Annotated in this window: 9 protein-coding genes; 7 read left to right on the top strand and 2 right to left on the bottom strand. The window is 51.1% G+C overall.

What is annotated here, in order from left to right; genetic code table 11:
• Nucleotides 1-107: 107 nt before the first annotated feature.
• Entirely contained in the window at nt 108-1,175 is a 1,068-nt protein-coding gene (gene rsgA, locus BUB18_RS10535) for a ribosome small subunit-dependent GTPase A (RefSeq protein WP_073080571.1), read from the bottom strand.
• A gap of 359 nt (nt 1,176-1,534) precedes the next feature.
• Between rsgA and BUB18_RS10530 the strand changes: the two genes are divergently transcribed.
• Nucleotides 1,535-2,686, top strand: coding sequence for an aldose epimerase family protein (locus BUB18_RS10530; protein WP_073080570.1), 1,152 nt, complete (start codon nt 1,535-1,537; stop codon nt 2,684-2,686).
• A 211-nt stretch (nt 2,687-2,897) separates the two neighbouring features.
• Here the strand turns inward: BUB18_RS10530 and BUB18_RS10525 are convergent, their stop codons facing one another.
• Nucleotides 2,898-3,518 (bottom strand): DUF4159 domain-containing protein, encoded by a 621-nt coding sequence (locus BUB18_RS10525; RefSeq protein WP_073080568.1) that lies wholly within the window; start codon nt 3,516-3,518, stop codon nt 2,898-2,900.
• Nucleotides 3,519-3,678: 160 nt separating this feature from the next.
• Here BUB18_RS10525 and BUB18_RS10520 point away from each other — a divergent pair, with 160 nt between their 5' ends.
• From BUB18_RS10520 to BUB18_RS10495, 6 genes are all read left to right on the top strand, one after another.
• Nucleotides 3,679-4,680 (top strand): AAA family ATPase, encoded by a 1,002-nt coding sequence (locus tag BUB18_RS10520; RefSeq protein WP_073080566.1) that lies wholly within the window; start codon nt 3,679-3,681, stop codon nt 4,678-4,680.
• A 4-nt stretch (nt 4,681-4,684) separates the two neighbouring features.
• Nucleotides 4,685-5,572: a DUF58 domain-containing protein gene (locus tag BUB18_RS10515; protein WP_073080564.1), complete on the top strand. Its 888-nt coding sequence runs from the start codon at nt 4,685-4,687 to the stop codon at nt 5,570-5,572.
• Nucleotides 5,573-5,574: 2 nt separating this feature from the next.
• On the top strand, nt 5,575-6,906 hold the full coding sequence (locus BUB18_RS10510) for a BatA domain-containing protein (protein ID WP_143159900.1): 1,332 nt from the start codon (nt 5,575-5,577) through the stop codon (nt 6,904-6,906).
• A complete protein-coding gene (locus tag BUB18_RS10505; protein ID WP_073080560.1) occupies nt 6,887-8,971 on the top strand; it encodes a hypothetical protein in 2,085 nt (694 codons plus the stop codon). Before BUB18_RS10510 ends, BUB18_RS10505 begins: the two co-directional genes overlap by 20 nt.
• Complete coding sequence (locus BUB18_RS10500) at nt 8,968-10,341, top strand: hypothetical protein (RefSeq protein ID WP_073080559.1); 1,374 nt, start codon at nt 8,968-8,970, stop codon at nt 10,339-10,341. The genes BUB18_RS10505 and BUB18_RS10500 overlap by 4 nt, the downstream gene beginning before the upstream one ends.
• Before the next feature lie 163 nt (nt 10,342-10,504).
• Nucleotides 10,505-12,139, top strand: coding sequence for a TldD/PmbA family protein (locus tag BUB18_RS10495; protein WP_073080557.1), 1,635 nt, complete (start codon nt 10,505-10,507; stop codon nt 12,137-12,139).
• Nucleotides 12,140-12,146: the final 7 nt, after the last annotated feature.

Here is a 12,146-nt window from a genome sequence, read left to right as displayed (position 1 = left end):
AAATGAATAAATCAAATAAAAAGTACTTCCCTGCCTGCTTCGTTTGTTGCATAACATCTGCTTAACAAAGAAGGCGGTATCCATGAAGGATACCGCCCTTTTGGCCATTAATGTTTTGAAATATTCTTTGCCTCTTCTACCATCCTGGAAAGGGATTTTTCCCATTTCTTTTTCTCCTGTTTCGAGGCGGAGTAATGCCAGGCTTCGCGGCGTAGCTTCAGGTAGCTCTCATAAACTTTCGGGTCTAAGTTGCCATCCTGTACAGCTGCGATCACCGCGCATCCGGCCTCGTTGATATGCTGGCAGTCCCGGAAGCGACAGGCAGCTGCATAATCGGAAATTTCCAGTGCCTGTTCCAGCAAATCGGGATTGTCCAGCACGAGGCCAAACTCCCTGACGCCGGGTGTGTCAATCAGCACGCCTGCACCCTCCATCAGTACCATTTCCCGGCGGGTGGACGTATGCCGCCCTTTGCCGGTGGACTCACTGATATGCGAGGTGAGTAATGCCTGCTGATCACACAGTGCGTTCACCAGCGAGCTTTTGCCCACGCCTGACGAGCCTGTGAATACCACTGTTTCACCTGCTGCAATAGACGCCTTTAGCGCCAGGAGTGTTTCCGGCTGATGTATGCTGGTGAAAAATACCGGCATCTGGTGGCGCAGGTGTTGAATGGCGGCGGTAACAGCGGCACTGTCAAATGCTAGATCGGCTTTGTTGAGCACTAGCACGGGCTGGATCTTTTCTTCCAGGATCTGCACCATAAAGCGCTCCGCCCTGCGGACGTTGAAATTATCGTCCAGACTTTGTACAATAAAGGCTTTGTCGACATACGCGGCAATGGCTTGTTTATCAGCTACCGTACCGCTTTTCCGGCGGTACAGGGTCCGTTCCCGCGGCAGCATATCCACAATGATCCCCTTGTCTTCGTCCAGCGGCTGGAACAGCACCCAGTCGCCCGTACACGGCAGTTCCGCTGCTGATTTGCCATACAGCATATTACCGGTTAATTCACACTGAAATAATCCGTTTTCGGAGATGATATCGTAGCAGGTGCGGTGCACCACCGTTACGCGGCCATAGGGTAATGTTTTATGAATAGATGCCTGTTGCAGTTGGCGTAATGAATTATTCCAACCATAACGGGTCATATCGGTTTTGTTTTCGTTACACATTTTCTTAATGTATGGGCATACACATGAAGGCATGATCATGCTTTCGTCATGGTACGCAGGTTAAAATTGTAAATACACAGAAATTATCCCCGGGAAGAATGATCCGGGAAAAACGAAGTAACAATCTGTTTTAATGCGACAGATTGTTTACAAAACAATATCCGATATGGAATAAGTGGTAAACATACAGCTGCAAATATACGCAAAAATCCCGAATGGACGGCCATTTGCAAACGAACCCACCCGCAAGTGCATAACAACTGTTTAACAAACGGGGCTGGACAGTACAGTTTGCATTTCAAAGTTTAATCACGATATTTAGAAATTGTTATTCTTACACTTAATAACCAGAATACGTTATGAAACTGACTTACAAACCCTTATGTACCCTTTTTATGGCAGGTAGCTTGCTGGCAGCCTGTAATAACAATACAACCGGCAACAAGGAAGAAAAAGCTAAACAAGATACTATGGCGTTAACACAACAGGCACGCCCTTTCGGGACATCCGACGGGCAGGAGGTATTGCAGTATACCCTTCGCAATGCCAACGGAATGGAAGTGAAAATATTAAATTACGGCGGTACCGTGACGGATATCATTACGCCGGATAAACAAGGTACTTCCGGTAATGTGGTATTATCGTACGACTCCCTCGCTGGTTACCAGCAGAAAGGCCAGCCTTATTTCGGCGCACTGATTGGCCGCTACGCCAACCGCATCGCCAACGCTAAATTTACCCTCGATGGCAAGGAATATACCCTCGCAGCTAACGACCACGGCAACACGCTGCACGGTGGCTTGAAAGGCTTCGATAAAGTGGTATGGACCGGCACCCAGCAGGGCGACAGCGCACTGCAGCTGACCTACAGCAGTAAAGACGGAGAAGAAGGCTACCCTGGCAATCTCACCGCCACGGTGGTGTATACCCTCACGCCCGACAATGCACTGCGCATTGACTACAAAGCTACTACCGACAAAGCAACGCCGGTGAACCTCACCAATCACGCTTACTTTAACCTTTCCGCCGGGAAAGACAGCACCATCCTGAACCATGAGCTGTCCCTCAAGGCATCCAAATACACCCCGGTAAATGATAAACTCATCCCTACCGGCAAGCTGGCAGAGGTGAAAGGCACGCCAATGGATTTTATCGCGCCTAAGAAAATTGGAAAGGATATTGCCGCCGTAAAAGGTGGCTTCGATCATAACTGGGTACTCGATAAGAATGCGGGTCAGCTCGAAACCATCGCTACCCTTTACGATCCAACTTCCGGCAGGTACATGGAAGTAGCTACCACCGAGCCCGGCATGCAGTTCTATTCCGGTAACTTCCTGGATGGTACGCTGCAATACACCGCTCAGGGCAGGAAATATCCGCAGCATGCGGCGCTCTGCCTGGAAGCACAGCATTTCCCCAACTCGCCTAATGAAGCATCCTTCCCGAATGTGATCCTGAAACCAGGGGAAACCTACACCCAAACGACGATTTATAAATTTGGCGTAAAATAATCTTCACCTCTTTGTATTATAAGGGCCGCAGGCCCTTATAATACAAAGAGGTGTTTGTCCAGGCCGCCGGCCTGGACAAACACCTCTCAAAAAAAACAAAACAAAATCCTTAGCTGCTTACCTGCTTATGCTGCTTTGCGAGCAAAAAAGATCGCTCTCCCGGCGCCGAAGGCGCCCAAACAAAACAAACCCTTTGCGAGAAACAAACCCCTCACTGTAACGCATACACGATAATATTCACCCCAAACTTCGTATTATCCTCCGCCAAAAAACGCTTATTCCTGAAATCATAATCCCACTCACACCCATAGTCCTTATTGCTGTATAAAACCCCGATTCTGCCATTCACGCTAATCGCTTTGAGGTATTCATGTATGAGGTCGTCCCCCCAGCCATTGAGTTCAAAAGAAGTGTTAGGAGGTCCATTTTCAAAAGAAAAGAAACTGCGGTACAGGGGATGCGTATTCGGAATCTTCTGTAAAGCTGCCGGGCCAAACAGGCTCACCATCTGCTTTTCAAACGAACGGGCAAACAGCCCGTCGATGTCGTGGTTGCAGTCGTCCACAAATACAAACCCGCCATTCTGGACATATTGCCTGAAATTCGCCGCCTCCTGCTTGTCGAACTGCACCAGCTTATGCCCGCTGAGGTAACAAAATGGATATTGAAAGAGTTCCGGACTGCCGAGGTCTATCACTTTTTCCTGCATGGCTACGGGAATAGTAGTGTATTCAATCAGCGAATTGAGCAAGTTGGATGGCATGCGCTGATCCGTATCCCAATCGCCCGATTTATACCGTAGCCTTACAAATGTGAATGTATTTCCCTTCATGAGTGCCGTTTGCGTAATAATACAAAATGCATTTTTTGTGGGAGAAAAAAATTATTCTTCCAGCATAACGGTTCATTTTCTTGATGACCGGTTATTAATTTAAGGTGATTGTTATTACATTAGTACCTACACACAACCATTTTCTTCGCTAAACGATGGTATGATGCTTAATGAGAATATGTTGCAACAACTGCTGCAAAAGCTTCCTGTGCTCCGCCAGGAAATAAAAAAGGTAATAGTTGGACAGGAAACGGTGCTCGACGAAGTACTGGTTGCCATGCTGGCCGGAGGCCACTGCCTGCTCGAAGGTGTGCCGGGACTTGCCAAAACACTGCTGGTACGTACGCTGGCACAGGCACTGGACCTGCCTTTCCGCCGCATACAATTTACGCCGGACCTCATGCCCACCGATATCATCGGCACGGAAGTGCTGGAAGAAGATCATGCCACCGGCAAGCGCTTCTTTAAGTTTAATAAAGGCCCGCTCTTCGCCAATATCATCCTGGCAGATGAAATCAACCGTACGCCTCCCAAAACACAGTCGGCCCTGCTAGAAGCCATGCAGGAGTTTGAAGTCACCTACGCAGGGCAAACCTATCCGCTGGACAGGCCCTTCTTTATATTAGCCACACAAAACCCAATCGAGCAATCCGGTACGTATCCGCTGCCGGAGGCCCAGCTGGACCGCTTTCTGCTGTATATCCGCATCGGATACCCCGGCGAACAGGAAGAAACGGCTATCCTCGCCGGCACCACCGGCACAGGCAAAGCTAATATCCAGCCTGTCCTCAACGCTACCGACATTATTCAGTTGCAGCAACTGGTAAGAGAAGTAGCCATCGATCCGGAACTGATCGGCTATGTAAGCCGGCTGGTACGCGCTACCCGCCCGCTCACCACCACCATAGAGGCGGTGAAGGAGCTGGTACGCTGGGGCGCCGGGCCACGAGCCGGTCAGGCACTCATACTCACCGCTAAAGCCTTTGCACTGCTCAACGGACGCTTTGCGGTAAACATGGAGGATATACGCACCATGGCCCTTCCCGTACTGCGACACCGCGTGCTCATGAGCTTTAAAGCGGAAGCCGAAGGAGTACAGCCGGATGATGTCACTAACATCTTACTTAAAAATATTACCAGAACCGCCACCAGCATAGCCTGATCACATGAGTAAACTGCTATCACCCGCTACCATCCTTGCCATCAGGGACCTGCAACTGGCTGCCAGAACAGTGGTAGACGGTTTCCTGACCGGCATGCATGCCAGCAGGATGAAAGGAGTGGGGCTGGAGTTCAGCCAGTACCGCAGCTATCAGCCGAGTGACGACCTGCGATGGCTCGACTGGAAAATGTACGCCCGGTCCGACCGTTACTATGTACGCCAGTCGGAAATAGAAACCAGTATCGACATCCAGGTGGTGATAGATGCCAGTAACTCCATGCTGCACACAGAGGAAGGCATTTCGAAAATCGATTATGCCCGCTACCTGGCGGCATCGCTCGGTTATTTAACCCATCTGCAAGGCGATGCCACGGCGTTAAGCGCCATCAGCAACGGAGATATCACCACCCTGGCCGCCCGCCGCGAAGCCCGGCACATGGCCCGCTTCTACTACCAGCTGGAACAACTCCACGCCGGTGGCAGACTACCGGAGCAGGCCAATATCACCAGCTTCACTACGGGGCCGCATAAACGAAGACTAATGGTGTTTATCACTGACTTCTATGAGCACAACGCCGAAGTTATGCGACTGCTCGATGCCTTTGCCGCCATGGGCCATGAGGTGATCGCATTTCATCTTACAGGGCAGCAGGAGCAAAGTGCCCGCTTCAGCGGCTACCAGGCCGTGGAAGACCTGGAAACAGGAGAGGTGCTGCAGCTGGACGGTAACGTGGATGCCACGCAGTATACACAGGCCTGGCAGGCGTTTACGGTAAATATTCACCGCCACCTGATGGAAAATAATATTCATTACAGGATGTTAAGCCTGCAGGCGCCCATGGATATGGCGCTGCGCGACTTCCTCCTCCATTACAGTAAAATACGACGATAGCCTTGCTGCAACTACTTCAACCCATATGGATGTTGTTAAGTGCCGCCATCATTGCGCCGGTGCTGATACACCTGTGGAACCGCAAGCCGGGAAGAATACTGAAAGTTGGAAGTATTCAACTGCTGAAAACTGCCACGGTAAGGCATGCACGTAGTCTGCGGATTGCTGACTGGCTGCTGTTGCTACTGCGCTGCCTGTTCATCTTATTGCTGGCGGTGTTATTAGCACATCCCTTGTGGCAGCGCACCCTCACCCGCGAACAACGCGGCTGGATCATCCTCGAAGACGGAGCCTACCCGCACTTTAAATCGGAGATCGACTCACTCGTGGAATCCGGCTGCCAGCTGCGCCGCTTCGATGCTGCCTTTTCTCACATCAACGTCAAACACCTGCCCACCGGGGATACCATCACAGCCAGCTACTGGCAGTTGCTCCGGTCCCTGGAAACACAGCTGCCGGCTGATTTTCCGCTATATGTTTACAGCGGCAATCAACAGCGCCGCTTCTATGGCCCCCGCCCGGAACTGCACCTGGATATACACTGGAAGGTATACACTGCTTTCGATAGCACTCATAACTGGAACGCCTATACGTATACATTAACCGGCGGGGATAACATGGTGATCACCGGCCATTCCAGTGCCCACTATACTTATTACACCAAACAAACTGAATCCGCTACAGGCAATGAACCACTAAGGGTCTGTGTGTATACCGATCAGTATAAACAAGATGCTGCCGCATTGATGTATGCGCTGCAAACAGTGCAACAATACACCGGCATAAAAATGACGATCACCACTACCCGTCCGGCAAATGAAAAATACGACTGGGTATACTGGTTAACTGATTCGGAGATACCAGATACGCCGAATGGGAAAGTGCTGAAATATGCTTCCGGTAAGGCATTGCAAACAAATGCCACCCTGGGAACGGTGAAGATTTTCAAATATATTCCGGCTGTCACGAGCGATAGTGTTGTATTATTTGACAGCTATCATCATCCTTTAATCACTTATAACGATAACGTATATACGCTGTATACACGTATCAACCGCGAATGGTGCACGCTGCCAGATGACGGCGTTTTTCCGGTAACACTGCTGAAAAAACTCCTGCCGGTACCCGCTGCCGGCCAACATGATTTGCGTGCCGTAGATGCCGCACAACTACTGGCGCCGGTACATTCGGCCCCTCATAACACTATGCCTGCTAACGAAACTACAGACCTGAGACAGCTTTGCTGGATAATGATTTTCCTCGTTTTTGCTTTGGAGAGATACCTCGCTTTAAGAACCCCTAAATCAACAGGATATGGTAAAGCGGGGATATAACATATTAACTGCCTGGCGCAACCGCTGGATCATACTGCGTATAGCCGCCATCGTGATACAGGCCATGGCGGTAGCGCTGACTGGCTGCGCCCTCTGGGGTAAACCCGGCATCTTCGCCGGCGTAGCCTATCTCGGGATCTTCCTGATTAATTTTCTCCTGCATCTCCCCGATAAAACTGAAATGGCTACCTGGCTCAATCAGCAGTTTCCTGAGCTGGAAGACAGTGCAGGCCTTTTTCTGAAAGATCCGCAACAGTTGAACCTCCTGGAATCCCTGCAGGTACAAAAGATTTCGGCGCGACTCGCCCTCCTGAATCTGCCCCTCTCTTTTTATAAACCGGTGTGGAATAGCCTGGTGATGTGGCTCATCGCCGGCGCGCTGAGCTATATCATCTATTCCCGCGCCGGCAACCTCAGGCCAGATAAGCCCATCGCTAAAATGCAGGTGGAGAAGGTATTGCCAGGTATACTGCGTTCAACCATTACTGTTACACCGCCTGCTTATACGGGTAAGCAGGTGCGAAAGCAGGCTGCTTTTAACTTGTTGGTAGAAGATAGTGCCGCAGTAGCCTGGGAAATCATGACTAAAACACCGGTAAGTAAAGTGAATCTGCTCTTCAGCGACAGCTCGGTGCTGGCCCTGAAACCCGGCACCGACAGCACTTCATGGTTCGGAACCAAACACATCCTCCATCCGGGATTTTACCAGGTGCAGCTGGATACACTGCTGTCCGGCTACTACCAGCTACAACTGATACCTGACCACCCGCCACTGGTGAAGGTAAACAGTCCGCAACCCAACACCACCATCGATTTTGGCCGCCCACCGCTGGTGCGTATTGATGCACGCCTAACCGACGATTACGCGATCAAAAACGCCCATATAGCCGCCACCATTGCCAGCGGCACCGGCGAAGGCGTGAAGTTCCGGGAACAGCAGTTTAATTTTGAACAGTCCTTTACCGCCCGCCCGAACGCTATCACTGCCACCAAAACTTTGAACTTAAACAGCCTGGGCATGAAGCCCGGCGATGAAATTTATTTTCATATAGCCGTTACCGATAGTCGAAGCCAGCAAACGTTATCCGATGTGTTCATCGTGACAATGCCGGATACCGCGGCGCTTTTCAGCATGGACGGAATGGTTACCGCCCTCAACATTAAACCGGAATACTTCCGCAGTCAGCGTCAGATTATTATTGAAACGGAAGCACTGATCCGGGATAAGGACAGCCTGGGCGTGGCGAAGTTTAATAGTCGCAGTAACGAACTGGGTACCGATCAAAAGCTGCTGCGCCTGCGCTATGGCAAGTTCCTGGGCGAGGAGTCGGAAACAAACATTGGCGTAGGGCAACATGATCATGACGATCATGATGACCATGATCACGCTAAGGAGCCTGCATTCGGGGATGCGGATGCACTCATGGACCAGTTTGCCCATAAGCACGACAATGCGGAAGATGCCACCTTCTTTGACCCGGAAATCAAAAAGCAACTAAAGGCTACGCTAACGGAAATGTGGAAGGCAGAATTACAATTGCGCTTATATAAGCCACAGGAGGCGTTGCCGTATGAATACAAAGCCCTGCGCCTGCTCAAGGATTTGCAGCAAAAATCGAGAGCGTTTGTAGCCAAAACGGGCACTAAAACCACGCCACTGAAGCCGGAGAAACGCCTTAGTGGTGAGCAGGATAAGATCAGCCCTGCCATCATGAAACAGGCCTTTGCCTATAATGATCCCGACGCGGTGGTGCGGGCAGCCCTTTCTATACTGGATAATCCGGGTATTTTGCCTTCGGCAGATGTCAGAGTCGCGGAGCTCATCCGCCAGGCCCTGGGCAGGCTGACCACGGCTGCTGCACGCGAACCCGGAAAATACCTGGCCTCCATGGAGGCATTGCCAAAGATACAGGAAGGAAAAGCCGGTACATCGGATTACAACATCGCCCGCCAGGGTTTGTATCACCTGTTGCAACCCCGTACTTTACCCCAACCAGGTGTACGGCCGCAAAGCAAACTGGAAGAAACCTATTTCAAAAATCTTAAAAAATCCGGTAGTCAATGATGCAGCAATGGACCTCCCTCGCCATCGGTGCCGGCGTAATACTGCTGGGTGTACTGCTGTGGCAGGAATATAAGCGTGCCAGCAAACACTGGCTGGCAGCACGGCTCCTGGCCACAACGCTGGCCGTGGTGAGTCTCGTGGCTTTAGGTATACGCCATAGCTCCACCGCGCCAACATCTCCCGGAAATAAAAGAGATACCACTACCACCAGTAAACCCGTATTTACCAGTGGGTATTGGGAGAAGACATTGCCGTACCTGGCACCGATGCGTTTCCAGGGGAAATACCACAATACTACGGACACGACTATACGCCTCCACCTAACGTATGCCGGCATTGGCCTCGACAGCACTACGGTGGCCGCCGGGAGCGATACTACCGTGAACCTGCAAACAGTGCCGCCATTTTTAGGGTCCGGTATGTTGCAGCTGCTGGCCATCAGCAATAAAGACACCACCGTGTATCCGTTGCCGGTAGAAGTGATGCCGGAAAAGCGTATATCCGTGTTGTTTATAGCCGGCAGCCCCGGCTTTGAAAACCGCTTTCTGGCTGACTGGCTGGCCACGCAGGGCATGCCGGTGGCCATGAGGAGCCGCGTTGCCACCAGCAAATACGTAACCCGCTTTAACAATATGAACCCGGTACCGCTCGATGCCATCAGCACCAAACTGCTGGAACAATTTGATGTGGTAATGGCCGACCCTGAAGCCCTTACCGCTTCGGAGAAAAATCTGTTGCAAGCCACCATCAGCACTGCTTATAAAGGCCTGGTGTACCTGGCAGATAGTACCCATGGGCCGCTGAAGGGAACGGTGCTGCTGAAAGATAGCCTGGGTAAGCCTTCGGTAACAATTACCCCGCAGGGTATGGGCCGCCTGCTGCAACTGGGCAGCAGTAATACCTTTGCCTGGAAGCTGCAGGGCGACACCCTGGCATACGGGCATTATTGGGCAACCGTGCTGAGCGCGGCCGCGGGCAATACGGGCGTAACAACAGCCTTGCAATTGCTCCCTTTCTTTGCCACCATCAACAACAACATTACCATCTCCCTGAAAAATACCGGGAAACAAACTGACAGTGTACTACTGGCAGGCCAGGTACGCTTACCACTGGCCCAGGATGCGCTGCTGGAAGATCATTATACCGCCACCTGGTGGCCATCAAAAACAGGCTGGCATACGTTCAGGTGGGGAACGGAAACTTATCATGGTTATATTTTTGCACCGGGAGAATGGGCGGAATTAAGAGAAGAAATTCCGGCCGGGGTAGTGCCAGCCAGCCAGGATAAAGGAAAGGGGCCGATTAACTGGTACTGGATACTGCCTCTGCTGGCGTCCTGTATTTTTTTATGGCTCGAAAAGAAATTGTGACCAACGGTTATAAATTACACGAAAAAAAAATTAGCTTAGGCTTCCGATAATATCAGGATGGTTTTGTAGTTATGAGAAAACAGCACACGGGTGTGCCGTGTGTGCTTATGTACAAGCCTGTCGACCAACGAATCTAAATCTAACCAAATCAACAGAACTGCTCTTGAAACGTAAAGACTTTATCCAGCTCTCTGCTATGGGACTGGGCGCCCTCGTTCTGCCGAAGTTCGCATTCGGTAATCCTGTTGATCCATCTCGGTTTCTGAATGATGGTATCGACGTTAAAATCAAGAAAGAACTGGCTGATGTGGCCCTCAACGCTGCCAAAGCCAAAGGAGCTACCTATGCTGACGTACGTATCGGCCGCTATCTCAACCAGATAGTGATGACACGCGAAACCCGTGTGCAAAACATCGCCAATACGGAATCTTTCGGTGTAGGCATCCGCGTTATTGCCAATGGGTGCTGGGGCTTTGCCGCTACCAACAACGTTACCCGCGAAGAAGTGGCCAAGGCCGCCGAACGCGCCGTAGCCGTAGCTAAAGCTAACAGCCGCGTAAAAGCAGAACCGGTAAGGCTCGCACCGCAAAAAGGCTATGGCGAGGTAAACTGGAAAACGCCCATCGAAATCAACACTTTCACCGTACCGGTGAAAGATAAGGTAGACCTGCTCCTTTCTGTCAACGATGCAGCCCTTAAAGGTGGTGCCAACTTCGTGAACTCCGCCATCATGGCGATTAACGAACAAAAGTATTTTGCCTCTACGGACGGTTCCTACATTGATCAGGATATCCACCGCCTGTTCCCGACCTTCACGGTTACAAAAATAGACCGGGCCAGCGGAAAATTTGAAACACGCAAATCACTCAGCTCACCAGTAGGCATGGGGTACGAATACCTCAAAGCCCGCCCGGAAGATAAGGTAAGTGGCATCGTTACCCGCTACCGCGGCCGCTATGATATGCTGGAAGATGTACAGAATGCCACCCGCGATGTAGAACAGAAACTGAAAGCCACTTCCGTACAACCCGGTAAGTACGACCTGATTCTGGACCCGTCTCACCTCTGGCTCACCATCCACGAATCCGTAGCGCATCCGACCGAACTGGATCGTGTACTGGGCTACGAAGCCAACTACGCCGGTACCAGCTTCCTTACACTGGATAAATGGAAATCCGGCAATTTTAACTTCGGCAGCAAAATCGTAAACGTGGTGGCAGATAAACTGCAACCCGGCTCCCTCGGCGCCGTAGGCTACGATGATGAAGGAGTGAAATGCGGACAGTGGGACCTCATCAAAGATGGTATCCTCGTAAACTACCAGGCCATCCGCGATCAGGCACACATCATCGGTCTTGATCACTCGCAGGGCTGCTGCTACGCCCAAAGCTGGGCGGACGTGCAGTTCCAGCGTATGCCTAACGTATCCTTACAGCCAGGCAAAACGCCGCTGAGCGTAAACGAGATGATTAAAAATGTAGAGAAAGGTATCTACATCATCGGGGATGGATCATTCAGTATTGATCAGCAACGTTACAACTTCCAGTTTGGCGGACAAACCTTCTACGAAGTGAAAAACGGTCAGATCACCGGCATGCTCAAAGATGTGGCCTACCAGGCAAACACCCGCGAGTTCTGGAACAGCTGTACCGCCATCGCGGATAAAAGCGACTACCGCCTGGGCGGCGCCTTCAACGATGGTAAAGGCCAGCCCGGACAATCCAATGCGGTATCGCATGGTAGCTCCACTACCCGCTTTAATGGTGTAAACGTGATTAATACTGCCCGCAAAATCTAAACGACAA

This window comes from Chitinophaga jiangningensis, from assembly GCF_900142605.1.
GTDB lineage: Bacteria > Bacteroidota > Bacteroidia > Chitinophagales > Chitinophagaceae > Chitinophaga > Chitinophaga jiangningensis.
The sequence above is the reverse complement of the archived record's forward strand: the minus strand, read 5'-3'. Positions and strand labels throughout refer to the sequence as shown.